Below are 24,463 nucleotides of genomic sequence, written 5' to 3' on the forward strand. Positions count from 1 at the left end.
AACGTGTTTTAACCGGTATACAGTTGCTGTATGCGAACGGGATTTTTGATACAGTGACGCAATAAATAAATTGTATAGCTGCGTAAGACAGCAACAGACACTAGCGCTAATAGGTTTTGCTTATTGTCATGGCTAATTGCTATGAGGAAAGTGACGCCTTTTCGGGAAGAAAAAATGACAGAAACTTGCTTTCGCATGAAGGGCACTACGCTCACCAGTATTGTGTTAGAAGTAATAGATTTTGAGCCAGATAATTTTGAAGCTCAGTTATCTCAGAAGGTCGCGAGCGCGCCGCAGTTCTTTACCCGTTCCTCACTGATTTTACATTTGATAAAGCCTTTATCTGCGACAGAGTTCGAGCTGCTGGTGGCGCTATGTCGTCGATTGCAATTACAGCCCATGGCCGTGAAAGGTGAGGTGGCAGAGCTGAAGCCTACCATCAATGATTTGGGGTTAGCCGATGTAAGCCAAAGCAAATTTACAGACAGCGCACTTCGTTCGAACAAAGCGAGCGGAAGTGAAAACAATAACGGAAGCGGCGAAAACCCGTCTCAAACCGCACAACAAGATCAAACCGTTTCAGCGCCGCCAAAAAGTGAACCGGCTCCTGCAGCCGCAACCACGCTCAAACCTGCCAAAGTAATTAACCGTCCGGTACGTTCTGGTCAGCAAGTCTATGCCGAAGGCGGAGACTTGGTGGTAACGGCTTCTGTAAGCGAGGGGGCTGAGCTGCTTGCCGATGGTAATATTCATGTTTACGGCACCCTGCGCGGCCGCGCGTTGGCAGGCGTAAAAGGCAATACGGGAGCCCGTGTATTTTGCCAGTCGTTAGACGCGGAACTTATTTCAATTGCAGGGCAATTCATTATGCACGAAACCGTGAAAGGTGAATGTTGGAAGAAACCTGCACAAGTATATTTAGAAGACGAAACATTACGTATAGAGCCGTTGGCTTAATGCTTTGTACGCACTAATAGGAAAGAATAGATGGCAAAGATTATCGTAGTAACCTCAGGAAAAGGTGGTGTAGGCAAAACTACATCGAGTGCAGCAATAAGTACGGGACTTGCGTTAGCAGGCCATAAAACGGTAGTGATCGACTTCGATGTGGGCTTGCGAAACCTTGACCTTATCATGGGATGTGAACGCCGCGTCGTTTACGATTTTGTAAACGTCATTAATAAAGAGGCCTCACTTAAACAGGCACTAATTAAAGACAAAAGAACGGAAAACCTTTTCATTCTTCCGGCATCACAAACTCGCGATAAAGACGCGCTTACCGTTGATGGTGTGCAGGCCGTATTAGATGAGCTTAAGAAAGACTTTGAGTTTATTATCTGTGATTCGCCAGCGGGGATTGAGCAAGGCGCACAGATGGCGTTGTATTTCGCTGATGAAGCCATTGTGGTTACTAACCCTGAAGTGTCGTCTGTACGTGATTCAGATCGTATTTTGGGTATTCTTCAAAGTAAATCGATGCGCGCAGAAAAGGGCGAACCGGTTAAAGAACACCTTTTATTAACCCGATACAACCCAAGTCGTGTTGAAAGTGCTGAAATGCTAAGTGTTGCAGACGTTGAAGAAATTTTGGCGATTCCACTATTGGGTGTTATTCCAGAATCTGAATCGGTGCTGAAAGCATCTAACCAAGGTCAGCCGGTTATTCTTGACGAAGAAGCTAATGCAGGACAAGCTTATGCTGACGCTGTAAAACGTCTGCTAGGCGAAACTGTTCCACATCGTTTCCTAGAAGCAGAGAAGAAAGGGTTCTTTAAGCGTCTGCTAGGAGGGAAGTAATGGGAATTTTCGACCTGCTCAAAAAGAAGCAAAAGCCAAGCACCGCAGCGGTCGCCAAAGAGCGGTTACAAATCATTGTTGCGCACGAACGTAAAAAGCGGACAGAGCCTGATTACTTGCCAATGATGCAGCAGGAAATTATTCAGGTAATTCGCAAATACGTGACGATTGCTGACGATCAAGTATCAGTACAGCTAGACAATAACGATGATTGCAGCGTACTTGAATTGAACGTGACTTTGCCAGACAGCAATAACTAAGGCTTAATCGCTTAATTAGTTATGGCTGCCTGCCAGCGTTCTTTCACCTTAGCCGCTCATTAGATCCTCATCGACATCTAGTTGTTTGGAGGCTAGCGCGATTAAACGCTCATCAAGTGGAGGCGGAGAGATATCTACGCCTTCACTGAGTTTGTCGATAACGGCGTCAAGTACGTTAACCCTTGCTTGCCACTTAAACTCTCCGTTAATTACATGCCATGGCGCATAACGCGTGTGGGTGTGCTTGAACATGTCATTTGTAGCTTCTACGTAGGCGTTTCGCATCTTGCGGTTATGCAAGTCTTCTTCGGTTAACTTCCAGCGCTTGAAAGGATTGTGCAGCCGCTCTTCAAATCGCTCGCGCTGCTCGCTTGACGAAATATGCATAAAGAGTTTGATAATACGAACCCCACTGTCACTGAGCGTTTTCTCAAATGCGTTTATTTCTTCATAACCGCGCTGCCATACCTCTTTATCAACCAACTTATCTACTCTTTCTACAAGCACTCTTCCGTAATGTGAGCGGTCAAATATTTTAAGTGTGCCAGGGGAGGGGATGTGTTGCCAAAAGCGATAGAGAAAGTGTTTGTCTTGGTCTTCCTTTGCGGGCTTTGCCACAGGAAATACACTCACGCCACGAGGGTCTAATTTCTCAGTAATACGCCTTATAGCGCCGCCTTTCCCTGACGCATCCCATCCTTCAAACACAATGAGTGCTCGTTTTTTCTGATGAAAGTAAGATTGCTGAACGTGAAAGAGTTTTTCTTGCTGTTTCACTAACGCGTTTTTGTATTCTTCTTTGCTCGTAAAGCGAGACTGTCCGAAATCGTCAAACAGCACTGGGGTGGAAGAAGGTAATTGGGAGTTGTCGGTTGTACTCATATGCCGCCCCTTTATTCGTGTATCGTCAATATTTTAGATACGTTGACCACACCGCTATTTTCTATCTGTTAGTGTTAACTAGTTTACTTAACTTTTCTATCTCAACGTGTCACTTAACAGAAATGCCGTTAATGTGCAGTAACTTGAATCGTTAAGTTTTGCCCCAATAATTGCTAACTATCCGCAAGTATTAGATAATTGCGACCAAGCACAAAGTGCGAAAGCACGAGGTTAATGTAGAGGTGGGTATGTCTGTAGAAACGGCGTTGCCAATTGAGTTTTCAGACGCTGCAGCAGCGAAAGTGAAAGCCCTTGTTTCAGAAGAAGAAAATCCTGATTTGAAATTACGTGTATACGTAACAGGTGGTGGTTGTTCTGGCTTCCAATATGGTTTCACGTTCGATGAGAAGGTGAACGAAGGCGATATGACCATTGAAAAAGACAGCGTAACTATGGTTGTCGACCCGATGAGCTTACAATACTTGGTTGGTGGCATTGTCGATTATGTAGATGGTCTGGAAGGTTCACGGTTTTTAGTTCAAAACCCAAATGCCACGACGACTTGTGGCTGTGGTGCAAGCTTTAGCGTTTAAGGGCTTAAGCTATACACTACTACGCTTTTTAAGCGTTGAACGTTCAGCTTTGAGCGCTTGATGTTAATACGATAGGCATACATCGCATCATTTTGTATGCCTGTCGGTTGTCTTGTTCTCAACACTTCCTTTTATTTTCAAATTCCGGCTACACTGATTTCATAGAACGACTACGGTTTAGGACAGCGTTTATGAAATTATATGGCTCCACCACTTCTCCCTACGTGCGCCGCATTCGCATCGTACTTGCGTCTACAGAACATGAATTTCTTAATCTTCAAATTTTTTCAGGTGAAGATCGCGAGTTGCTCGCCTCTCGCAACCCTACGCTTAAAGTGCCTTGTCTTGAAGATGACGGCCAAATGATTTTCGACTCTCGCATTATTTATAACTACCTTGCCGATAAGCTTGATCACGAAGGGTTAAGTTGGGAAGAAGAGAATCAACTAACCCTGATTGATGCAGCTAACGACTCCTTTGTTCAGCTTATGCTGCTGAAACGTTCAGACTTTGATATTAGCGAAGACAAAATGTATTACCGTCTTCAAAACGAGCGAATTGAAGCTGTGTTAGATGCGCTGTCAAACCAGCTTGATGCGGGTGGATTTAGTGGTTGGACTTATCCCGAAATCTGTTTGTACAGCATGATTGACTGGGTACTTTTCCGTGAGCTACACAGCATGAAGGATTATCCTCAGCTGTTATCGTTTCATGAAAAGCACCATGATCGCATTGAGATAACGGCAACTGACCCTAGAATTTAAGCGTCAGCGTAACTAGCTACAGACAGGCTGTATTTTAGCCTTGAATGGATGACGAGAAGGGCTATTTAAACACTAATAGCCCTTTGCAAAATCAAACTGATAATTAAGCGATTCACCGTTGATGTAACGCAGCGCATTCTCTAAAAACACGTCGGCTACGTCGCTTGGCTGTGATTCCGCTGCAGTGTGAGCGGTTACTGAAATACGAGGGTGCTGCCAAAACGAATGAGCGGGGTCGAGAGGCTCGTTACGAAAGACGTCCAATACTGCATGGGCCAATGCGCCGTTGTCTAAAGCTTGCAAGAGCGCATCGTCGTCAACCGCACTGCCTCGCCCTGCGTTAATAAATACACTGTGGGGTTTCAGCGCACTAAAAAATTCGTGAGAAAGCATGTTTTGCGTAGATGGCGTGTCGGGCATTAAATTCACCACGTGGTCACATGCTCTGGCAAACGCTTCGATAGTGTCGGGTGTATAAACAGCATCGGCACCTTTAACTGCTTGCCCGCTTCGGGTTAAACCCACAACGCTCATACCCAATGCGTGAGCAACGGGAATCAATGCTTGCCCAATACTGCCCAGTCCAGCAATGCCAAGTGTTTGTCCATTTAGCGGCATACGCTTTGATGCTTCCCAAATTGGCTGGGCGGCACGCTGGTTTTGCTCAAAAGCCTTTACGTTTCTGGCATGCCCAAGCAAGTAAGCAAAAACATATTCCCGCATTAGCTTACCAAAAATTCCCTTTAGTCCGGTAAGTATGTAGTTCTTCTTATCGGCATTTAGAAGGGGAGCATTGCCTGCCCAGGTAGACTGACACCAGGTGAGTGCTGAACATGTATCAATGATTCGAGACGCAAGGTCGGGGTCTGCAAGCAGTACCGTAACGGTTTCTGGATTTACATCTTCTGGGCATTGAGCAATTTTTTTAAGCGTTAAAAGCGGGAGACCATCAGCGCCTATGAAGTCGTTATTATCTGCTATTCTTTGGCGAATCGCTTCGGCAATATCATTCGACTCATCGCTCAAAATAGTCAGTTCAATCCTCTTTGAACTCCTTGCTGTCATTTGCTTAACACTCCTAAAGTAAACTTTTCTTTCCTCTGTCTGACTGCATAATCGTAATGCCAATTGTTCTAAAAATGTGATTTAAGTTTTACATTTTTGTAAACAGTGTTGGTGTCATGTACATGCACCTGAAGTCAATTTGCAACGGAATCGCTATGCAGTCAGAAAACAAATTCCAAAACTCAACAGATGTTGATGTAACGCACGCTAAGGTGCTTTCACCTAAGCGTAACACGACCCAAGCCGAAACAACGCAGGCTTTAGTTGAGGAACAATTATCTCATTTCGGTATAAATGCTGAGAGCGACTACGGTAGGGCACTCGCCAACACCGCTCATCACTTATATGGTGCTCAAGCCAGCGTTATGCAGCTATGGGATATTACGAGTAATACGCTACAAGGACTTGATAAAGAAGACAGACTGGCTTATTTCAACGCTAAAAAGTTTCTGTCTTTTCAAATTGCGAAGATACTGGATACGTTGCAAAACCCATTTCGTGCCACGTACCAAAGTTTGTCGAGTGGCAATGGCTCGCAAGGGCACTATCCACTGTTCGACAATGTCACGGCACTTTTTTCTGCAACACCGGTGGTGGTAAGAACAGCGACATATGTGTATGCCTGTACTGAATGGGTCGACGACGCGTTTCAAGGCAAAGAATTTACTCACCAAATTTATTCACGTCTGTTGAACCCAACGAATATTTCCCTTGCTAACGCCATTGTGGATATGGAAGCGGGTCCTTACGCTGCCGAATATCTAGCCTGGAACTTCAACTCGGGCATGGCTGCCATTGATGCGTGTTTATCAAATGTTCTTAGTCATGGCGATGTACTGATTGTTTCGAGGAACGTGTACGGCGGAGTGTACCAGCTACTTCATGATTATTTCGCCCGCAGCAACCGAATGGACATACAGATCGCGTGGTTTGACGGTTATGACGCACAGAGCTTTGCAGAGTTCATGCAGCAAACTAAAACTGAACATGCGTCGCGCTTGAACAATGGTGCGAAAATGCACGTGTATTTAGAGTCGCCTTGTAACCCACATGGTTACGTATTGGATGTGCCTGGGATCTGTGAATTAGCGCATGCACAAGATGCGTTGGTGATGTTGGACTCCACCCTTGCGACACCTGTACTGCACCAGCCACTTCAGCATAAAAACAAAGCTGCACGACCTGACTATGTGATCCACAGCTACACTAAAGATTTGTGTGGTAGCGGTGCTACCACAGCAGGCGTAGTTATTGGCGAAGGGCACCGCATGTTCCAGCCAAAAGGCAGTTCAGCAAATGGTGTTGATTGGTCACAGACCATGTTTTGGGATGTGTACTACATCAAAGGTGCGTTCTTAGATTCTGAAAAGGCCTTTGATGTATTAAACGGCATGAAGACCTTAGAGCAGCGCATGATGACCAAGGTCATCAATACGCAAGTGTTTACTGCATTTTTGAATGCCCACGATCAAATTCGCGTTAACTGTCACGCACTGCCTGAACACAGTAATGCCGGTTTGCGTGAAAAGCAGCATACACACGGCTGGCCGTGTACTTTATTCACGGTTGATATGGCGCCGGCAAACCTTCCTCGCGATGTATTTGTGCGGTTCTTCGATGCCCTAGAGCCTGCATTCAGCCACCAAGTGAGTATTGGCCAGAATAATACGATAATTTTATGCCCGGCGCTGACCTCTCACTCTGAGCTCAGCTCAGACGAGCAGAAGAAAGCAGGGATAGAACTGACCACTATGCGTATCGCCATGGGTACCGACAACGTTAAACAGCTCATTGCCCACTTTATGCTAGCCGCCAAACATTTTATCGAGCCTCATGTTCCAGGATTTTGTGAAAAGTTTATGGCAAATGCCGACATCGACAATCTGTATTTGTCGGTAAGTGAAAGAGTAAGTTCACAGCACTTTGGCAGCAAGGCCAGTATGGATTCACTGATGAAAGGTGCGTAGGTTCATTTTTTAGCTCAAGAAGTTGCTTTGAGCTGTCGATAAAAAATATTGAGGATGTTCTCCTTCTCCCGGGCCTTTCCTTACGCGGGCTCGGGATTTTTTTATTTATAGCAAAGGTAAATGACGCTAGAGCGCCTAACTTTTGTTATAAGGTAAGATAGACACAGATCTTTAACGTCAAAGAATATCTAAGGCAGCCTTATGCACGAGTTTAAAATTGATGTAACGCTAGATGCATCATTGCCCTTTGTTTTTGCAGCATTTCACGAGCCTGAATATCTTAGTGAGTGGTTTGCGCCGGGCGATTGTTCGGTCACACAAATCATGAGTGATTTCAAGGAAGGCGGTCGCTATCGCATAAAGATGATGGATCCCAGCGGTATTGAAATGTCATTGACTGGTGAGTACGTGACTATTTTAGCGAACGAGCAGCTGTCGTTCTCTTGGGCGTGGGAAGATGATATGGAAGAGTCGGTGATGACATCAGTGGACATTCACTTCGAAAAGACTGAAGAGGGGAATGTAAGGTTGGTTCTCATTCAGCAAGGCTTTCTCAATAAGCAAGAGTGCGATCAGCACAACTACGCGTGGATGTCGTGCCTAGAAAAACTTGCCGTATTAGCCGCTAAGAAAAAGTCGTTTAACTAAGGCCATATTTAAATAGTGAGAACGCGTTAGCATTACGCATCGTGTTATTTCAAATAACGCTTTTGAAAAGGGCAGAGCGCTAGGCTCTGCCCAAAGACAATCAGGTCAGCGAAGTCATCGCGTCTTTCCCACTCTTCTCGCGGTAGGTTTCAAAATCGTTGTAGCCTTCAACACCACCTCCGTACCATGATGATGGATCGTCAAAGGACTCGAGAGGGTAATTATGCTTAAATCGTGTCGGAAGATCTGGATTCGTGATCCAAGGTCTTCCGAACGCAATCATGTCACCATCGCCATCAGATAAACGTTTCTCGGCTTCTTCTTTGGTGTAGCCACAGTTTCCAATGATCATACCGTCGAATAGTGCTCTAAATTCAGCAAGGGTCATGGCTTCGCCTCGTTCATGGAAGCCAAAGGCCAAGCCATCCATTACGTGTAAATAACCTATCTCCAATTTGTTTAGCTGTTGAGCAACAAAGGTAAAGGTTTCACGAAAATCATCGGCCCCCATATCGTTAAACACCCCGTTTGGCGATAATCTCACGCCAACGTGCTCTTTATCCCACACGCTCAATACTGCATCCATCACCTCGGCCAAAAAGCGGTAGCGGTTATCGACACTACCACCATAATTATCGGTGCGCTGATTGCTGCGGCTATCCAAAAATTGATTGATGAGATAGCCATTTGCAGCATGAACTTCCACACCGTCGAATCCGGCTGCCTTGGCGTTAATGGCCGCTTTTTTATAGTCTTGTACTGTGCGTTTTATATCGTCAAAGGTCATCGCCTTCGGCACTTCGTAGGGCTTCTTGCCTTTAGGCGTGTGAATTTCGTCCCCTTCAATTTTTATTGCTGATGCAGACAGGGGCAAATTTCCATTGTGGAAATCGCTGTGTGATGCGCGTCCAGTATGCCAGAGCTGCAAAACGATTTTTCCCCCTGCCTCGTGCACTCTATTGACCACCGAGCGCCAGCCCTCGACCATTTTGTCGGTATAAATTCCAGGGGTATCAACCCAGCCTATGCCTTCTTCTGAAATGGCCGTTGCTTCAGTAATAATGAGCCCTGCATCTGCGCGTTGTACATAGTGATCGCCTATAATTTTATTGGGTATGCGATCGGCGCCAGCTCTACCTCTCGTCATAGGGGCTAATACCATGCGGTTTTGCAATGTATTCTCTGCCCAATCAAACGAGCTAAAAAGTACTGAGTCTGTCATTCTTATTCCTTATTCAACGTAGAATAGATTGATGTTGAAGCGCTAAGCGTATTGGTGCTCAAAACGCTATAAGATAGTAGTGAATACAGAGATAGCGAGAAGTTGGATTGGTAGAAAGTTGTCCTTGAAACTAATTAAACTCAACGGCAGGGAATGGCATCGGTTTGAAAAAAAGCGCCCGAAGGCGCTGTAAAGTGTATTGCAGGGAGATTTAAAGTATCAAAGCCGCTAGGTTTACGTCGAACCTTAGGCCCAGAACAATCGCATCATCAAGTGCCATGACTCTGTCGCGCTGTGCGAATTGGTCGGGGTTGATAATGTAGTGAACGTTCGGCTGAATTCTTACGTGGTCATTGAGTTGATAACCATAACTTAGCTCTAACATGGTTTGGCTGCTTGCTGGTGTGCCAACCCCGCCGTTTATGCTTCTTAATATACGCTGATCCTCTAGCGCTTCGTCACTGTACTGTTGACGGGTAAATACGAAGCCAATGGTATCGTCAGGGCGTGAGGCCAGTGTGCCTCGCAATACAAAGCCCGCTTTTATATAGTAGTCTTCAATCAGCTCGCCCGATGTACCGGTTAGCACGGCTCCGAATAGTGTTAACCCTTCTTTCGTTAGTGGGTTAGGACGAGTAACAGTTTGTTCAAAACGTGCGAATATACCCGAACGACCGTTTCTAACAGCGTAATCATTGCCTGACTGCGCCGCATAGTTGCCCTCCTCATCAAAGACTGGGTCGGTGTAGTCTGCGCCATCGTACCAACCGCCAATTTCGTAGCGTCTTGGAAGTTCGTCATTGTCCCACGTAGTTTGATATCCCAGAGTGAAGGGCACAACAACACCTGTAGCCTCATTAGTCGCCCAATCGAAGCCGTGATCGCCTAAGTCTTGATGACTGGTGTTATCTTCATAGACGCCGGTATGAAAGTACGTTTTTTGCGAAAGCCAGTATTTCGCATGGCCACCCCAACTCGAAACCGGCCACCAAGTAAAGTTACTGGTTCTAAATACAAAGGTTGGGTTCCCACAAGCAGCATTGGTTTGAAAGTACTGACAAAGTTCAGAGCCTAAAAAACTGATATTCGCTACTGTACGGCCACCTTCCAGTTCTAAATCACCATCTAAAAACGAGGAAGAAATCGTAAACCGTGCAAGACGGGTATTTTGGCCGCCAAAGATTTCTTGTACGGACGTACTGTTCCCAATGTAGTGCTCGGCTAAGTTTTTGCCGTGTCGGTTTGTCATGGCAATATGGATTTTGGTGTCTTTCCAGCCCGCTAGCGTATTTAAATCTAATTCCCCACCTACAAAGAGCTGACCAGCATAGGCACTGCCTCTGCGTTCACCACCTTCAATATTGGTGGCTGACTCACCCGTATAACTTGCTTGAAAGTCAAACGCGTCTTGAAACTTACTTTGTGATGCTGACGCAGTGGCGGCAACAATGGCGGTGCTTGCGAGGAGCGCTGTTTGCAAGCCTGTCTTACATCCAGAAAAGCGACGGGTAACTGTAGGTGTTTTCATCATTATTCTCTCAATTAAAAATGTTTATCAACCGCAGCTTGTTATAAGCGTGTGACTGATGACATCTACGCATTTGTTGCTAACTCCTTGTTGACGCAAGATAAATCAGAGTTAGCTAACGTTACAACGCGTTAACATATGCTTGTTTTGAACGAAATCTAACTAACCTTTGCTATTAAATCAACCTTGTTTATTTATTTCTTTTGCTACATTTGTGTGTTTTTCGTTAATAGTGGGGAGATGCGATGGCAATATTTCAAGGTGAGTAGAAAGCGTTCAGTGAGGCGTGCTATCTAGGTTATGTCATTGTCTATTAAGAAATTTTCAAAGGCGGTTTTATCCGTTTAATAATAGTCACGCATTTTCTGTTAACGGTCGTCTACATATAAAGTCTAATTTTTAACGCAATTTGAAATAAGTAAATCAAATTGATTTATTGACAGGGGTAAAGAGCAATGCTTAAATTGGTTAACTAATTTTTTACAAGCGAAAGGCCGTTCTTATGAAAAACAACGCCCCTTTGGTTTCCAAAGACACATTGATTCCCTTTGTATTGTTAACGATTTGCTTTGCTGCATGGGGTGTGGCTGCGAACATGACAGACCCTTTGGTAAAGGTATTTAGTAAAATATTTACCATGTCGTCTTTGCAATCGGCATTGGTTCAATTTGCCTATTATGGCGCGTATTTTTGCTTAGCCATTCCTGCTGCTTTTATCAACAAGCGCTTTTCTTATAAAACAGGTGTATTGACCGGACTGGGCTGCGCGGCCGCGGGGGCATTTCTGTTTTATCCAGCCAGTCAAACCATGACTTACGGTTTTTTCCTTGCTGCACTTTTTGTATTGGCTGGTGGATTATCCATTCTGGAAACGTCGGCGAACCCTTACGTCATGGCGATGGGAAATCAAAAAAGTGCGACACGCCGTTTAAATCTAGCTCAAGCATTTAATCCCGTTGGTACTAATTTAGGTGTGTTTTTGGCTGCAACGCTTATATTACCAAACCTGAATCAGGCATCTGCACAAGAGCGTGCCGCCATGTCGGTAAGCGAGCTTAAAAACGTGATAGGGGCTGAGCTTGATGCGGTAATGCTTCCTTATGTAGGTATGGCATGTGTACTCGTTTTGGTTTGGGTTGCAATCTTCCTGATCAAAGCGCCAATTCAAGAATCGGTTGAGTCTAGTGTGGAAGACGTTAAGTTGGGCGCTTCGCTTAAGCGGTTAGTAGCCAACAAGCATTATCGGTTTGGCGTTTTGGCTCAGTTTTTTAATGTCGGAGCACAAACGTGCGTGTGGACCTTCACCATCCAATATGCAATGAAAGCGACAGGTGGTAACGAAGTGAGTGGTGGTGAAATTTTACAATACAGCATGATTGTATTTCTAATTTCTCGTTTCGTGATGACGTGGGTTATGCAGTACCTCTATCCAGCTAGACTGCTAATGATCATGTCACTGATTGCCATGGCGCTATGTATCTTCATGACACAGTCTCCTAATTTAGCAGGCGTAATCGCATTGGTATCTATCTCTGCCTGTTTGTCACTCATGTTTCCAACGATTTACGGCATTGCGCTTGAAGGTCTGGGGGAAGACACTAAGCTAGGCGCAGCAGGCCTTGTAATGGCCATTCTTGGTGGAGCTATTATGCCGCTGTTCCAAGCCGCCATTATTGATAGCGCAGGTGTTGTTGTGTCATATATTGTTCCAGCTATTTGCTTCTTGCTAGTAGGTGGCTATGGCTACTTCGACATGCGCGCCAAAAAGAGCAGCGCTAAGCCTCAGTCCGAAATAGACGCAGATGCCCTTAAAAAGATGGAAATGGGAATAGCTAAATAGTATTTCTTCAGAAACGTGTACGGGCCAGTGATTCTATCACTGGCCTTTTTTGTATATTGAATACGTTATGTATTCCACTTTTTTGAGGAATGCACTCAATTAGTTAACAGCATTTTTTCACCGTATTTTCATCAGTTTAGTGCATGTTGAATATAACTGATTTTTCCCCTTGTATAGCGCAGAACACCTGCTAAAGCATGAACAGCAATCGTATAATTCACCCCTGACAATTTGGGAGTAAAACGTATGCTGGACTATGTGCTCATTGGCATAGCGGTAATGGCATTATTGGGTGTGGTATTTGAAGAAGTGCTTCACGTGAATAAGGCCAAAACCACATTATTTTTCGGAACATTCGCATGGATCCTTCTTTTCATAGATGCGAATAGGGGCCCTCACCTAGCAGAGCTCAATGAACACCTCATAGAAAACATAAGCGAAATATCCACCCTCTGGTTATTCCTTGTAGCGGCAATGACTTTCGTTGCTTACCTTAACCGCAAAGGCATGATTGAAAACATGTTAAACATTATCATGCCGCAAAAAATAACCCTTAAAAAACTCATTTTCTTTACCGCTATTTTTAGTTTTTGCTTCTCCTCATTAGCTGACAACATCACAGCGACTTTGGTGTCTATTGCCATGGTTTTATCCTTGGGTTTGCCCTTCAACCAAACCATGCGATTTGCCGTGCTAGTGGTATTTGCGGTGAACTCTGGGGGCGTGTCGCTAATAACCGGGGATGTCACCACTCTTATGATTTTCTTGGATGATAAGGTCACTATAACTCAGCTGCTCTTACTTATTATTCCTTCACTCACAGCAGTACTATTTCTAGCGTTACTGTTGAGTATAGGTATGAAGGGGGAGGTTAAAATAAAAAAAACACGCCATGAACTTAGGCCGGTTGATTACGTAATTGCGGGAATATTCCTGTCCACTATTGTACTGACGTTAATTGCCAATGTGCTTTTTGCTATTCCACCTATGCTTTCGTTTTTAGCGGGTATGGCGGTTATGTTTCTAGTGGCAACCTTTATGGGAGAAGAAAAATATGATGATCCTATCTTGGACTATATTCGCCTAATAGAATTCGACACGCTTCTGTTTTTCCTTGGGGTGTTGCTGCTTGTCGGTATGCTCGATCACATTGACGCATTGGGCGCACTTTTACATGTATATAGCGTAATGCCTTCAACAGGGGCCAACTTTGTGATGGGGGTGTTGTCTTCCATTATAGATAATGTGCCATTAACAGCTGCGTTGTTAAAAGCGGACATTGCCATGTCGACAGCTGAGTGGATGGCGTTCACGTATGCAGTAGGTGTGGGGGGCTCGTTACTTATTATTGGCTCATCAGCAGGTATTGTTACCATGAGTAAGGTTAAGGGCCTGACGTTCGCCAAATACGGCAAGTTCGTGTTGCTTCTTCTTGCAGCGTATAGCGTGGGTTACGCATTGGTATTGGTAATGGCGAATATGTTTGTTACGGCAAGTTAAGGTGGTGACGTTGCTTTTATAAACAGAACCAATAAAGCGTTTGAGGGTGATAGCCTGTCGCCCTTATGCTTTTTTATATAACGCTCCGAGTACCGTGGCTTTCGAAGCCCCTGTGACTTCAGGCACGTTGCCTGGAATATCATTCATATACGCATGTGCAAACCACGCAAATGCTGCGCCTTCAACGTGCTGTGGATGGATGCCCAGAGCATGGCTGTCTGTTACTACATAATCACTTAAAGCATTGCTCAAGTTATGCATTAATGCTTTATTGAAAGCGCCACCGCCACACACTATAACTTCGCTTTTTGCGCCTTCTTTATTTGTTTTAGGAAAATGCTTCACAATTTCCTGAGCGATAGTGCTACCTGTTAGCGAAAGTAAGGATGCTTGCACGTCTTTAGGGGCTAAATTATTGTTCTTTTCTTCGCTTTGCAGCTCTGCACTAGAAGGGAAGTAATCGGCGAGCGCATTGCTTAACCAATTAATATTGAAATACTCTCTGCCAGTACTTTTAGGCGCAGGCAAAGCGAAGTAATCATCCAGTAAGAGCCTGTCTAACAGACCTGAGTGACAATGCCCTGACGCAGCCCATGCTCCATCTTTATCAAAGCTTTTATTTAAATGAAGACTTATCCACTGATCCATCAAGGTGTTACCGGGTCCGGTATCAAACCCTTTAGGTGGCGAAGCATCTTGTTTTGGCGCAAGCAGTGAAACGTTTGCTATACCGCCAATGTTAACGAGTGCTCGGTGTTTATCATCACTGGCAAATACTGCATTGTGAAAAGCGGGCACTAAGGGAGCTCCTTGACCACCAAGGGCAATATCTTTGCGCCTAAAGTCGGCAATAACATCAATGCCGGTAAGAACAGCGATGGTATTAGGATCGCCTATTTGACAGGTGAAGCCGCGTATGGATGATTCTGCAAAGTGTGCTGACAATACATCGGAATTCGGATGATGACGTACGGTTTGGCCGTGCGAGCCAATAGCCGTAATATCCGAAGGATGTAGGTTGTTTTTCTCAAGCAGCGCTAAGGTGACCTTTGCAAAGGTTTCAGCAACCAGTCTATCAGCGATGGCCAAACTGTTAAGTTCATCAGGACCTTCACTACAAAGTGCATTGAGTGCAGTAAGTAATTCGGCAGAATAAGGAATTGAATGGGCGGCGAGGGTGGTGCAAGACGTTTGCGAGATGTCGCACAGGACGGCGTCGACGCCGTCCATGCTAGTACCTGACATCAGGCCAATATATTTTGCCATTTAGTCGTCGCTATTTCATTGCAAGCATAATGCGCTTGTTATTATCTAGCTGCTCTTGGCGTATTGCGGCAATTTCCATAAACCTTTCTTTCTCTTCCTTAGCAATAGGAAGCGCCTTCGGTAGTTCTACCGTTCGTGGGTTTCGGTGAACACCATCCACTAAAAACTCATAGTGAAGATGGGCGCCAGTAACCATACCTGAACTACCTAAATAGCCCACGGTTTGGCCTTGTTTAACCGTATCTCCCACTTTCACTGCACGCTTTTTAAAGTGAAGATATTTGGTCGTGTATTTCTCGCCATGCTGAATGAATACATGGTGACCGTTATATTTATCGTATCCGGCTTTAATTACCTTACCGTCACCCGCAGCCATAATTGGCGTACCAACCGCAGCAACGTAATCTGTACCGCGGTGCGCTTTCCAACGCTTTTGCACGGGGTGGAAGCGAGCTTTTGTGAAGTTAGAGCTTACATATCTAAAATTCACCGGCGCACGTAAGAAGCTCTTACGCATACTGCGCCCTTCAGGCGTGAAGTATGTGCCATCTTCGTGAAGAATAGCGCTAAAATGCTCGCCTTGGTTGGTAAACTCCGCTGCAACGATGTCGCCGTAACCGACAAATTCACCGTCGATGTATTGCTCTTCGAATACTACGTTGAACGTATCGCCAGAACGGATCTCAATGGCGAAGTCGATATCCCAGCCGAAAATACCCGCCAAATTCATAATTTGGTTGCTGGTTAAGCCTGCATCACTGGCGGCGTTCCAAAAGCTTGAGTGAATTTCACCTTGGGCGAAGTTGTAGCGAATGTCTACATCTCGCTTTTCAAGCTCAGCGGTTAAGGCGCTGTTCTCATCCGACGATTCTGGACGTACAAACAGGGTTTCAGTCGAAGACAATTTGTACTTTAGCTCGCCGAAGCTGCCGTCTTTATTCGCTTTAAACGATAGTTCATCGCCGGGCAATAAAGTAACCAGCGTTTTTGTTAGCTCTCCTGCCTGCGTTACGTTATATACGTCACGCGAAGTGAAGCCAGCACGCTTAAATAGCTTTGCTAATGTATCGCCACTGCGCACCTTGTACGTCTGCCATGAAGATTCTTCTTCACCAGAAAATACGTTGGTTGACGGCGCAATATGAAGCTCCACCGGATAGCGGACACCCGCATCCAGAATGTGTGCTTCTTGATGGCGACTGGCTTCTACTGGTTCACTTGGAAAAAGAATAAGCCCACCCAGAAATAAGCTAGCTACTGCTAACCCAGTTCTGTGCTGTTTCGGTAATTTTTTAAATAAATTGAGCGCTTTAGAAGCGTCTAATTTCTTTCTCATACTACTGCCCACCTGAGAAATGTTATGTGCACAACACTATTTCACATACGTTGCTTAAAAATGCAACTTTTCTCATTATATTGTTAGCGCAAATTGTTACACCCAATAGCTCTTATCATGAAGACTATTTCTTGAGTTTACTGAATACAGTCCACGTTAATTCAGCACTCTATTTCCACGTTAAAAGCTGTTGGGTTTAACAACATGACTGTTTGTAATCCGTTTTTTGACGCGCAAACCTTTTAATGGTTCCGTTGTACGCGTAAAATGCCCGCCAATATTGAATATACAGTTTTTTTAAGAGTGTGACGTACAAATGAAAGATTGGCAAACAGCGCTAGCTGAGATTAAACGGGGCGTTGATGAAATACTCCCCGAAGAGGATTTAATTGAAAAACTAAAATCCGGCAAAACCCTAACCATCAAAGCGGGTTTTGATCCAACTGCGCCTGATCTGCATCTTGGTCACACTGTGTTGATCAACAAGTTGCGTACATTCCAGCAACTAGGCCACAAAGTTGTTTTTCTTATTGGCGATTTTACTGGCCTAATTGGCGATCCTACAGGTAAAAATGTAACACGCAAGCCTTTAAGTAAAGAACAGGTATTAGAGAACGCGAAAACGTATCAAGAACAGGTGTTCAAGATCCTTGATGAAGATAAAACGGAAATACGTTTTAACTCAGAGTGGATGGACGACCTTGGTGCGGCGGGCATGATCAAACTTGCTGCAAGTCAGACGGTTGCTCGTATGCTAGAGCGCGATGACTTTAAAAAGCGTTATAACAACGGTCAGCCAATTGCTATTCACGAGTTTCTGTATCCGTTAGTGCAAGGTTGGGATTCTGTTGCGCTAGAGTCAGACGTTGAATTAGGTGGTACTGATCAGCGCTTTAACTTGCTAATGGGTCGTGAGCTTCAAAAAGAGCAAGGCCAAAAGCAGCAATCTATTGTAATGGTTCCGCTTCTAGAAGGTCTAGACGGCGTTCAGAAGATGTCTAAGTCTTTGAACAACTACATTGGTATTACAGATGCGCCAAACGATATGTTTGGTAAAGTGATGTCTATTTCTGATGATTTGATGTGGCGTTACTATGACCTTCTAAGCTTCCGACCGCTAGAAGAGATTGCTGAGCTTAAAACTCGCGTTGCTAACGGTGAAAACCCACGTGATATTAAAATCATGCTGGCGAAAGAAATTATTGCACGCTTCCATGACGACGCAGCGGCAGAAGGCGCGCATCAGGACTTTATTCAACGTTTCCAGAAAAACGCTATTCCTGACGACATGCCCGAGCTTGAAATTGCATTGAGCGATGAAGGTATTGCCATTGGTAATTTGTTGAAAGAAGCTAACCTTGTAGGTTCGACTTCAGATGCTATGCGCATGATTAAGCAAGGCGCAGTTAAAATTAACGGCGATAAAGTGGAAGACACCCGCTTAGTAATCACCGAAAAAGGTGAAAATGTGTATCAGGTGGGTAAACGCAAGTTTGCGCGTATTACGCTAGCCTAATGTTTTTCTGATAGTTTTTGAAAGCCCGCTTAGTTAAGCGGGCTTTTTTTTGCTTTTATAATTCAAGAATAGGTACGAAGCCACCATAAATAAGGCGCTTACCGTCGAAAGGCATGGGGTTTTCGTTTTCCTGCATTCTGGGATCTTCCATCACCTTTTTCCATGCAGTATCTCGTACTTCTTTTGAAGGCCAAAATGCAATGGAAAACACCACGGTTTCATTTTCTTTGGCTTTAACAGCCATCGGGAAAGACGTGACTTCCCCTTCAGGGACATCGTCACCCCAAGCTTCAAGTATTTTAGTCGCACCATACTCTTTAAAAATATCGCCGGCGAGTTTGGCGTGCTCAATGTATAACGCTTTATTTTCAGTGGGAACGGCTACAGCAAAGGCATCGATATATGACATGAGGTGACTCCGTCAAAGAATAGATACCTAAAATAGCCTAATTTATAGCCAGTATGCAATGCTTAACATTAAGGTGAATCGTAATTTATAACCATTACTAGCGTTCTGCTATTTTCGCCCATTGGTACAAGCCATGCAGTGCTAGCCTTCTTGCTTTTGCAAAGGGGTAGGTTTTCAAAGGAGAACGATAAAGGGGAAGCGATAAATCGACGTCATTGTTACCCATCATACGTTGAGCGAGTCGCTGCCCTGCAAACGCGGCAAAAGATACGCCCGAACCGCAATACCCCATGGCGTAACCGATATTACCGCTAGAGCGGTTAGAATTGTTGCCGCTAACCTCATTGTCGATAAATATCCGGGGCATGCTGTCTAACGATACACTTACCCAACCACTCCAAAAATAATCCATGGCTATACCGCTAAGTGAAGGGAAACTTTTTACCATAGCGCGGTATAGTCGCTGTTTCTCTGACGCGTTATCTGCATCTTTACCTTTTACGGCACCACGACCGCCGAATAATAATCTGCCATCTGGCAAAACACGGTAGTAGTATTTCATCATCCGTGTATCCATAAAGCTCATTGGCGTGGTTAGGCCAGACTTTGCGCGCTGTTCGCTACTCAATGGCGCAGTGACAAAAATGCTCGACTGAACAGGAAATTGCTTATTGTCTACGCTGTCATGAAAGCGCTTAGGGGTATAAGCATTAGTAGCAATGAGTATGTGTTTGGCCGAAACTGACCCGCTGGGTGTTGCGACAACATATCCGGTTTTGTGCTTTTCAATGCGAATGGCTGGCGAGTCGTAAAAAAGCGTTGCTCCAAGCTCCTTTGCTACTCTTGCATATTCGCTTACTAATTTTAGTGGGTGTAAGCATGCACCCTTTAGCTCAACGCCACCATACGCCCCTTCAATACCAAAGCGCGCAGTAAGGTCTTTTTCACTAAGTGGAGAGCTCGTTACGTTGAAGTGTGACTCAAGATGCTTAGCACTGGCACAGAGTAGTTCGGCTTGCTTTGGGTTATGCGCCAGTTTTAAATATGGTCCTTCTACCAAATCGACCTGCATATCAAAGTCTGCAATACGTTGGTTAAGCAGGTGTACCGCGTCATCAAACTCGCCCTGCATAGCTTTGGCGATGTCACGACCCCACTTGTCCTCTATGGCGCTTAAGCTCAATCGGCCGCTACCCGAGAGGATAAAGCCTCCGTTACGGCCCGCACAGCCAAATCCCGGTGAATTCGCATCAAGTAGCGTGACTTCTTGTTTCGCTTGAGCAAGTGTGATGGCAGCTGAAAGACCGGTATAACCACCACCAATGACGAGGTACTCAGTGTTTACATTCTTGTTTAAAGGCGGCAGTGTTGGTGGTTTGTGTGTGGCATGCCAGTAGCTGTTTGCCGCGGGTAACATTGATGAAACGCCGCGTGAAATAAGAGGATCGTAGGTCATAGAATAAAAACGTTTTTACCTTTGGCGTACTTATGGGGCTTGAAATTGAAGTAGCATTTCCGCACCTTCACACTCGCAATAACCCTCGCATACAGGGCAATCGTAGCCTTCGTGAATAGATGCGTAGCGCCATTTATTGGGGTGTTTCTTGATGAGCTGCCCCCCATTTTTGGTGAAGTACTTAAATGCGCTGTTGCCCGGACTTGCCAACCAAATATGTGCTAAACCCGCTTCTGCGCCTTGAGTTTGCGCACATTCAATCGATTTACTTAATAGTCTGCTGCCAATTCCACAGCCCTGCATTGCGGGGTCTACCGTGTTGCATTTGAAATAACACACGGTATTTGGATCTACTGGCCAAAGGGAAGGGCTGCACCACTCATCTGCTTCCCATTGCGTATGCGCAAAGGTGAGCCTGAAACCAACAACTTTTTGTTTGTATAGGGCTACCCAGCTAGCATTAGTGTTGCCAACAAAGCTCTTTGCATAGTAATCAGCAAGTAGCTTGTTGGTTAGGTAGTTATCACCGTGCACGTGATTGCCAAGAGCAATCACCCCTGCAAAAAACTCAGGCGCTAGAGACTCGTAGCTGATATCACTTTGAATTATGTGGCTCAAATGATTTGTGGGCTTCATACTTTTTCTTTACGCGGGGCGTTTTTCATCCCGTCAAGGTGCACATCCAAGGCTTCAACTGATATCAATATTTCTCTTACCGACATCCATAATGAATATAGAAGTGATACTAAACTTGCAGCAAACACCCAGTTTCCTACCTGTTGATAGGTGAGGTATATCGCTAGCATGGATACTACACAAAGAAAAAAACTACCCACACCTGCTATTTGCATTCGCTTAATAAGTTGAATACGTAATCGAAGGTTTTTTATTTGTGCTTGAGTATTCTCATCTCTCTCTTCTTTTGAAAAGTTTCGGATAATAGTTGCAAGCGTTAAAAAGCGATTGGTATAGGCTAGAAGCAATAAAGAAATCGCCGGAAATAACATGGCCGGAGTAGCAATATCTATTTTCATGGGTGTTTCATACAATCGTCGAGTAAAAAGAGTGTATCACAGGGGCTCAGTTACACACAGTAATCAGCCAAGAGGTTGAACTTACAACATCTTTAGTGCAAAAGACTAATACGAAGGAGAAGGCGGAATATTGAGTCTACATTCGGTCAACTGTCATGCCAGCGGCACTCCAGCCTAACATATCGCCTTCTAAATGCATGACTTCAGAGAAATCGAGTTCTTCCAATACTTTCATTGCCAGTTTGGCTCTTCTGCCTGAACGACAATAAATGATAATAGGCTTGTTTTTGTGGCCTTCTAATTCGCTAAGGTAGTCATTGATATTTTCATGGGGCATATTTACTGCGCCAGGAATGTGACCATCGGCGAATTCTTGCGGAGAGCGAACATCAATAAGGAGCCAGTCGTTGTTTGCAACTCGCTCGATAAGGTATGGTGATGCGGCAACAGAGGCTTGCGCGGTCGCTTTCGCTGTGCACTGAAGCGACACAAACAATGCAACACTGATAACAACTAGAAAACCCGCAACAACAATCCGCATGAATAAAAACTCTTACCTTTTTATAGAAGATTAGAACCTGCTCTTATTCTGTTACACAAAGGCGCTTAAATTGAGCCAAGTCGGTGTGTATCAATTGAAAACAGCCCAGCAGGTCTAGACTTAAGTATAACGCTTATGCGCTTTCTTTAATACCTTTACAGAGTACTTTTAGTTCATTTATTAATCGCAATGAAAACCGACTGGTGACGTCTGGATCCACAACAATTAAGGGGGCTTTGAGGAAAGAGCGATGATCACGCCAGAATACCTCAAGTTCTGAATGCGTACTTTTAGATGCCGCAATGAGTGCATGAGGTTGGCGAGTGAGTACATCTTTTAATGCGACTTGAGGATAGTCTACAGGACTGTCTGCAAATAATGTTTGAGCACCACACACATTCAGCAGTTGGTTACCCCACGCGTTGGGACCGATGGTCATAAGTGGAGCAGTCCACGAATAATAAAATACTGGTATAAGCGAGGATTTGTCGTATTTACTTCGAAGTTCGGCTAGTTCGTTGAGAAAATCATTGGAGAGCTGGGTCGCCTGCTTTTGCGTATTTGTAAGTGCCCCAAGCCTTTTAATTTCGCTGGCTATATCAGTGATATTTTCGACCTCACTGCTAAATACGTTTAGACCCATCGAGGAAAGCTTATGGATATCTTGCGGCTTATTGCCTCCATCCCATGCAAGAATTAAATCAGGTTCTAACGCCACAATAGTAGCGATATCGGCACCTTGAAAATCCGCCACCCGCTTAATATTTTTCGCGGCGTCAGGATAGTCGCTATAGTCGCTTACACCTACAAGGTTAGGGCCTAAGCCCAAACTAAATGCCCATTCGGTAAGGTGGGGCGCAAGGCTGACTATCTTTAGCTCGACGGAATTTGATAAGGCGCTTGATTCCGAGCTTGGTGCAACATCGGCAGAAGCAAATTGATCTGAATGAGCTAGGTGTATTGTCTCGGCATCTGATTCTGAGTTAGCAAATGTGAGAAGAGGTAAATAGCTTAAAATTACAAAAAAAATGGTTTTCATCATAACTGCCGTTTTCATTGGGCTACGGCCATTGCCAGCATAGCTAACGATGCGAAGGCGCTAACCGCAATCATGGCGTGAGTGACGGTATTTTTGGCCGCCAACATGTGAGAGTACTTTACCTCGTTAGCGCCTCCCACGCGGGTGTATCGAATCTTCTTGTTGGCATAAATTGCTGGTCCGCCGAGTTTAATATCAAGCACACCGCCCATAAGCGCAAGCAGTAGCGACGTTTTATCCTTCAATGGGGAGCGCTTTATGGCGCGAAACCCTTTAATAGGATGGCTGACCAGTAGTGTTGCTAGACCACCAATGACCGCGGGCGGCACATTAAGTAAGTAAACCAGTTTGCGTACGGGTTTGGCAAAGAAAGTCATGGCAGGGGTTCGGTAATGCCACTGCCAAGATGTAAGCAAAAGCAATCGATAAATGAGTGCGCCTATGGGGCCTGCCACTACAAAGTAGAAAATGACGCCGCAATAAAGATAAAGAAACTTCAGCCATAGCGATTCTATCGCGGCTTTGGCAATTCCTATATCGGAAAGTGAAGCGCATTGACGTGCGGTAATGGTTTGTGCCATTTCACGTGCGAGGGATTTTTTATTTCTTCCCACACTCGCCAGCACTTTTTTATACTGTTGACGCTGGTAACCGTAATCGAGCAGTGCGACAAGAATAATCGCCTCAAAGAATACGGGGTATTGGGCCATGTACACCAAGATGGCAACACATACTACCAATGGCGCAAGAAGAACTAGGGCGGCTAATGAGCCTGAAATATAGTGCTGAGACCTACCGTATTCGCGAGAGGGCACCACTTTGCGCCCCATTTGCTGAACGAGGTAGCGCATGAGCGTTAATGGATGAGTACTTTGGGGCCAGCGCCATAATGCGTCAACGGCGATAGCCAGCCAAAGTACGAATAGCGACTGGTATTGCGGGTCGCTAATTACCTCTGTCATCTTATTTTGCGAGAGCCTTAATCATTGCCATAACTAATTGTGCTGAGTGTTTAGCGGCAGTGTCTAGATACTCTTTAAAGCTCACTGACGACGTTTTTCCTGCAATATCCGACAATGAACGAATGACAAGGAAAGGCGTGTCGAGCATATGGCAAGTTTGACCTATAGCTGCACCTTCCATCTCAACCGCTTTCATGTCTGGGAAGTTTTCACGCAGTTCTGCTACAGCTTCGTCGCTACCGATAAACGCATCGCCCGTACAGATTAAACCTGTTGTCGACTGAAGCGACGTAATGCCTGTGGCAGCACTACGAGCGGCTTCCATTAACCTTGTATCGCAACGGAAATCTTCAGGCATACCTGCGCATTGACCGAGCTTGTAGCCAAAATGGGTTAAATCGGCATCATGGTGAATAACGTGACTGGCGATCACTAAATCACCGATGTTTAGATTCTTGTCGAAACCTCCGGCAGAACCGGTATTGACAACAGCATCAGGGGCGTACTGTTCGATAAGTACAGTAGTAGCAATTGCTGCAGCCACTTTACCAATACCGCATTTTACTAGCACCACTTCTATGTCGTTAAGTGTACCTTCGTAAAACGTCAGGTGCTTCCACTGGGTTTCTTTTACATTCCAAAGTGACGCTTTAAGTAGCGCAACTTCTTCGTCCATTGCACCTAAAATACCAATTTTTTTCATAACTTTACCGACGGTGTTGAGGGAATTTAACGCGTGAATACGCTGCTGAAAGCGTTAATTGTATAAGGAAAACGGGCAAACTGACAGAAAAATGCCTCTGTTACCGCTATTTGAGAGTAAGAAAATAGCAAAGCA

Annotated in this window: 24 protein-coding genes; 10 read left to right on the top strand and 14 right to left on the bottom strand. The window is 44.9% G+C overall.

Annotated elements, in window-relative coordinates; all coding sequences use genetic code 11:
• The first annotated feature begins 174 nt into the window (after positions 1–174).
• The 3 genes from minC to minE are packed head-to-tail and all read left to right on the top strand — an operon-like array spanning position 175 to position 2,057.
• Positions 175–957, top strand: coding sequence for a septum site-determining protein MinC (minC, locus tag AWH61_RS08685; RefSeq protein WP_075176834.1), 783 nt, complete (start codon positions 175–177; stop codon positions 955–957).
• 30 nt (positions 958–987) lie between these two features.
• Positions 988–1,797 carry a septum site-determining protein MinD gene (minD, locus tag AWH61_RS08690; protein ID WP_014977272.1) on the top strand — a complete coding sequence of 270 codons (810 nt, stop codon included), beginning with the start codon at positions 988–990 and terminating at the stop codon, positions 1,795–1,797.
• On the top strand, positions 1,797–2,057 hold the full coding sequence (gene minE / locus AWH61_RS08695) for a cell division topological specificity factor MinE (RefSeq protein WP_014950572.1): 261 nt from the start codon (positions 1,797–1,799) through the stop codon (positions 2,055–2,057). Before minD ends, minE begins: the two co-directional genes overlap by 1 nt.
• A gap of 48 nt (positions 2,058–2,105) precedes the next feature.
• Here minE and AWH61_RS08700 read toward each other — a convergent pair whose 3' ends face one another.
• Positions 2,106–2,939: a polyphosphate kinase 2 family protein gene (locus AWH61_RS08700; protein WP_075176835.1), complete on the bottom strand. Its 834-nt coding sequence runs from the start codon at positions 2,937–2,939 to the stop codon at positions 2,106–2,108.
• 248 nt (positions 2,940–3,187) lie between these two features.
• Between AWH61_RS08700 and erpA the strand changes: the two genes are divergently transcribed.
• Both erpA and AWH61_RS08710 read left to right on the top strand, forming a co-directional pair.
• A complete protein-coding gene (gene erpA, locus AWH61_RS08705) occupies positions 3,188–3,532 on the top strand; it encodes an iron-sulfur cluster insertion protein ErpA (protein ID WP_014950570.1) in 345 nt (114 codons plus the stop codon).
• A gap of 191 nt (positions 3,533–3,723) precedes the next feature.
• Positions 3,724–4,296, top strand: a complete 573-nt coding sequence (locus AWH61_RS08710; RefSeq protein WP_014950569.1) for a glutathione S-transferase family protein — start codon at positions 3,724–3,726, stop codon at positions 4,294–4,296.
• A 72-nt stretch (positions 4,297–4,368) separates the two neighbouring features.
• Here AWH61_RS08710 and AWH61_RS08715 read toward each other — a convergent pair whose 3' ends face one another.
• The gene (locus AWH61_RS08715; RefSeq protein WP_075176836.1) at positions 4,369–5,361 is read right to left on the bottom strand and encodes a D-2-hydroxyacid dehydrogenase; all 993 of its coding nucleotides are present in this window, start codon (positions 5,359–5,361) and stop codon (positions 4,369–4,371) included.
• A 155-nt stretch (positions 5,362–5,516) separates the two neighbouring features.
• On the opposite strand from AWH61_RS08715, the gene AWH61_RS08720 reads away from it, so the two are divergent.
• Both AWH61_RS08720 and AWH61_RS08725 read left to right on the top strand, forming a co-directional pair.
• Positions 5,517–7,328: a trans-sulfuration enzyme family protein gene (locus AWH61_RS08720; RefSeq protein WP_075176837.1), complete on the top strand. Its 1,812-nt coding sequence runs from the start codon at positions 5,517–5,519 to the stop codon at positions 7,326–7,328.
• Positions 7,329–7,529: 201 nt separating this feature from the next.
• Positions 7,530–7,976, top strand: coding sequence for an SRPBCC family protein (locus tag AWH61_RS08725; protein ID WP_014950566.1), 447 nt, complete (start codon positions 7,530–7,532; stop codon positions 7,974–7,976).
• A gap of 100 nt (positions 7,977–8,076) precedes the next feature.
• Here the strand turns inward: AWH61_RS08725 and AWH61_RS08730 are convergent, their stop codons facing one another.
• Complete coding sequence (locus tag AWH61_RS08730; protein ID WP_075176838.1) at positions 8,077–9,198, bottom strand: alkene reductase; 1,122 nt, start codon at positions 9,196–9,198, stop codon at positions 8,077–8,079.
• Between the two features lie 211 nt (positions 9,199–9,409).
• Complete coding sequence (locus AWH61_RS08735) at positions 9,410–10,729, bottom strand: carbohydrate porin (protein ID WP_075176839.1); 1,320 nt, start codon at positions 10,727–10,729, stop codon at positions 9,410–9,412.
• 499 nt (positions 10,730–11,228) lie between these two features.
• On the opposite strand from AWH61_RS08735, the gene fucP reads away from it, so the two are divergent.
• Together fucP and AWH61_RS08745 are read left to right on the top strand one after the other, a co-directional pair.
• On the top strand, positions 11,229–12,566 hold the full coding sequence (fucP, locus tag AWH61_RS08740; RefSeq protein ID WP_049588118.1) for an L-fucose:H+ symporter permease: 1,338 nt from the start codon (positions 11,229–11,231) through the stop codon (positions 12,564–12,566).
• 246 nt (positions 12,567–12,812) lie between these two features.
• Positions 12,813–14,066: an ArsB/NhaD family transporter gene (locus AWH61_RS08745; protein WP_075176840.1), complete on the top strand. Its 1,254-nt coding sequence runs from the start codon at positions 12,813–12,815 to the stop codon at positions 14,064–14,066.
• Positions 14,067–14,129: 63 nt separating this feature from the next.
• Here AWH61_RS08745 and AWH61_RS08750 read toward each other — a convergent pair whose 3' ends face one another.
• Positions 14,130–15,332, bottom strand: coding sequence for an anhydro-N-acetylmuramic acid kinase (locus AWH61_RS08750; RefSeq protein WP_075176841.1), 1,203 nt, complete (start codon positions 15,330–15,332; stop codon positions 14,130–14,132).
• Between the two features lie 10 nt (positions 15,333–15,342).
• On the bottom strand, positions 15,343–16,668 hold the full coding sequence (locus AWH61_RS08755) for an OapA family protein (RefSeq protein ID WP_075176842.1): 1,326 nt from the start codon (positions 16,666–16,668) through the stop codon (positions 15,343–15,345).
• Positions 16,669–16,984: 316 nt separating this feature from the next.
• Between AWH61_RS08755 and tyrS the strand changes: the two genes are divergently transcribed.
• Complete coding sequence (tyrS, locus tag AWH61_RS08760; RefSeq protein ID WP_069944833.1) at positions 16,985–18,184, top strand: tyrosine--tRNA ligase; 1,200 nt, start codon at positions 16,985–16,987, stop codon at positions 18,182–18,184.
• Positions 18,185–18,239: 55 nt separating this feature from the next.
• Here the strand turns inward: tyrS and AWH61_RS08765 are convergent, their stop codons facing one another.
• The 8 genes from AWH61_RS08765 to AWH61_RS08800 all read right to left on the bottom strand — a co-directional run bounded on the left by AWH61_RS08765 (position 18,240) and on the right by AWH61_RS08800 (position 24,328).
• A complete protein-coding gene (locus AWH61_RS08765; RefSeq protein WP_075176843.1) occupies positions 18,240–18,593 on the bottom strand; it encodes a DUF1428 domain-containing protein in 354 nt (117 codons plus the stop codon).
• Positions 18,594–18,690: 97 nt separating this feature from the next.
• Positions 18,691–20,049 (bottom strand): NAD(P)/FAD-dependent oxidoreductase, encoded by a 1,359-nt coding sequence (locus AWH61_RS08770; protein WP_075176844.1) that lies wholly within the window; start codon positions 20,047–20,049, stop codon positions 18,691–18,693.
• 30 nt (positions 20,050–20,079) lie between these two features.
• Positions 20,080–20,685, bottom strand: a complete 606-nt coding sequence (locus tag AWH61_RS08775; RefSeq protein ID WP_075176845.1) for a GNAT family N-acetyltransferase — start codon at positions 20,683–20,685, stop codon at positions 20,080–20,082.
• On the bottom strand, positions 20,682–21,083 hold the full coding sequence (locus AWH61_RS08780; RefSeq protein WP_014950552.1) for a DUF2721 domain-containing protein: 402 nt from the start codon (positions 21,081–21,083) through the stop codon (positions 20,682–20,684). Before AWH61_RS08780 ends, AWH61_RS08775 begins: the two co-directional genes overlap by 4 nt.
• A gap of 136 nt (positions 21,084–21,219) precedes the next feature.
• On the bottom strand, positions 21,220–21,624 hold the full coding sequence (locus AWH61_RS08785; protein ID WP_014950551.1) for a rhodanese-like domain-containing protein: 405 nt from the start codon (positions 21,622–21,624) through the stop codon (positions 21,220–21,222).
• A 133-nt stretch (positions 21,625–21,757) separates the two neighbouring features.
• Entirely contained in the window at positions 21,758–22,681 is a 924-nt protein-coding gene (locus AWH61_RS08790; protein WP_170870501.1) for a cobalamin-binding protein, read from the bottom strand.
• Positions 22,678–23,625 (bottom strand): cobalamin biosynthesis protein CobD/CbiB, encoded by a 948-nt coding sequence (locus AWH61_RS08795; protein WP_075176846.1) that lies wholly within the window; start codon positions 23,623–23,625, stop codon positions 22,678–22,680. The genes AWH61_RS08790 and AWH61_RS08795 overlap by 4 nt, the downstream gene beginning before the upstream one ends.
• Before the next feature lies 1 nt (position 23,626).
• Positions 23,627–24,328 (bottom strand): 5'-methylthioadenosine/adenosylhomocysteine nucleosidase, encoded by a 702-nt coding sequence (locus AWH61_RS08800; RefSeq protein WP_014950548.1) that lies wholly within the window; start codon positions 24,326–24,328, stop codon positions 23,627–23,629.
• Between the last annotated feature and the right edge of the window lie 135 nt (positions 24,329–24,463).

The organism is Alteromonas sp. W12, assembly GCF_001924945.1.
Classification (GTDB): Bacteria; Pseudomonadota; Gammaproteobacteria; order Enterobacterales; family Alteromonadaceae; genus Alteromonas; species Alteromonas macleodii.

Excerpts from the sequence above, each read along its gene's own strand:
- AWH61_RS08735 (WP_075176839.1), bottom strand. The coding sequence starts at position 10,729 with ATGATGAAAACACCTACAGTTACCCGTCGCTTTTCTGGATGTAAGACA.
- AWH61_RS08790 (WP_170870501.1), bottom strand. The coding sequence starts at position 22,681 with ATGAAAACGGCAGTTATGATGAAAACCATTTTTTTTGTAATTTTAAGC.
- AWH61_RS08770 (WP_075176844.1), bottom strand. The coding sequence starts at position 20,049 with ATGACCTACGATCCTCTTATTTCACGCGGCGTTTCATCAATGTTACCC.
- erpA (WP_014950570.1), top strand. The coding sequence starts at position 3,188 with ATGTCTGTAGAAACGGCGTTGCCAATTGAGTTTTCAGACGCTGCAGCA.
- AWH61_RS08745 (WP_075176840.1), top strand. The coding sequence starts at position 12,813 with ATGCTGGACTATGTGCTCATTGGCATAGCGGTAATGGCATTATTGGGT.
- AWH61_RS08720 (WP_075176837.1), top strand. The coding sequence starts at position 5,517 with ATGCAGTCAGAAAACAAATTCCAAAACTCAACAGATGTTGATGTAACG.
- AWH61_RS08780 (WP_014950552.1), bottom strand. The coding sequence starts at position 21,083 with ATGAAAATAGATATTGCTACTCCGGCCATGTTATTTCCGGCGATTTCT.
- AWH61_RS08785 (WP_014950551.1), bottom strand. The coding sequence starts at position 21,624 with ATGCGGATTGTTGTTGCGGGTTTTCTAGTTGTTATCAGTGTTGCATTG.
- minE (WP_014950572.1), top strand. The coding sequence starts at position 1,797 with ATGGGAATTTTCGACCTGCTCAAAAAGAAGCAAAAGCCAAGCACCGCA.
- AWH61_RS08755 (WP_075176842.1), bottom strand. The coding sequence starts at position 16,668 with ATGAGAAAGAAATTAGACGCTTCTAAAGCGCTCAATTTATTTAAAAAA.
- AWH61_RS08795 (WP_075176846.1), bottom strand. The coding sequence starts at position 23,625 with ATGACAGAGGTAATTAGCGACCCGCAATACCAGTCGCTATTCGTACTT.
- AWH61_RS08800 (WP_014950548.1), bottom strand. The coding sequence starts at position 24,328 with ATGAAAAAAATTGGTATTTTAGGTGCAATGGACGAAGAAGTTGCGCTA.
- AWH61_RS08750 (WP_075176841.1), bottom strand. The coding sequence starts at position 15,332 with ATGGCAAAATATATTGGCCTGATGTCAGGTACTAGCATGGACGGCGTC.
- AWH61_RS08700 (WP_075176835.1), bottom strand. The coding sequence starts at position 2,939 with ATGAGTACAACCGACAACTCCCAATTACCTTCTTCCACCCCAGTGCTG.
- AWH61_RS08725 (WP_014950566.1), top strand. The coding sequence starts at position 7,530 with ATGCACGAGTTTAAAATTGATGTAACGCTAGATGCATCATTGCCCTTT.
- AWH61_RS08715 (WP_075176836.1), bottom strand. The coding sequence starts at position 5,361 with ATGACAGCAAGGAGTTCAAAGAGGATTGAACTGACTATTTTGAGCGAT.
- tyrS (WP_069944833.1), top strand. The coding sequence starts at position 16,985 with ATGAAAGATTGGCAAACAGCGCTAGCTGAGATTAAACGGGGCGTTGAT.
- AWH61_RS08730 (WP_075176838.1), bottom strand. The coding sequence starts at position 9,198 with ATGACAGACTCAGTACTTTTTAGCTCGTTTGATTGGGCAGAGAATACA.
- AWH61_RS08710 (WP_014950569.1), top strand. The coding sequence starts at position 3,724 with ATGAAATTATATGGCTCCACCACTTCTCCCTACGTGCGCCGCATTCGC.
- minC (WP_075176834.1), top strand. The coding sequence starts at position 175 with ATGACAGAAACTTGCTTTCGCATGAAGGGCACTACGCTCACCAGTATT.
- AWH61_RS08775 (WP_075176845.1), bottom strand. The coding sequence starts at position 20,685 with ATGAAGCCCACAAATCATTTGAGCCACATAATTCAAAGTGATATCAGC.
- minD (WP_014977272.1), top strand. The coding sequence starts at position 988 with ATGGCAAAGATTATCGTAGTAACCTCAGGAAAAGGTGGTGTAGGCAAA.
- AWH61_RS08765 (WP_075176843.1), bottom strand. The coding sequence starts at position 18,593 with ATGTCATATATCGATGCCTTTGCTGTAGCCGTTCCCACTGAAAATAAA.
- fucP (WP_049588118.1), top strand. The coding sequence starts at position 11,229 with ATGAAAAACAACGCCCCTTTGGTTTCCAAAGACACATTGATTCCCTTT.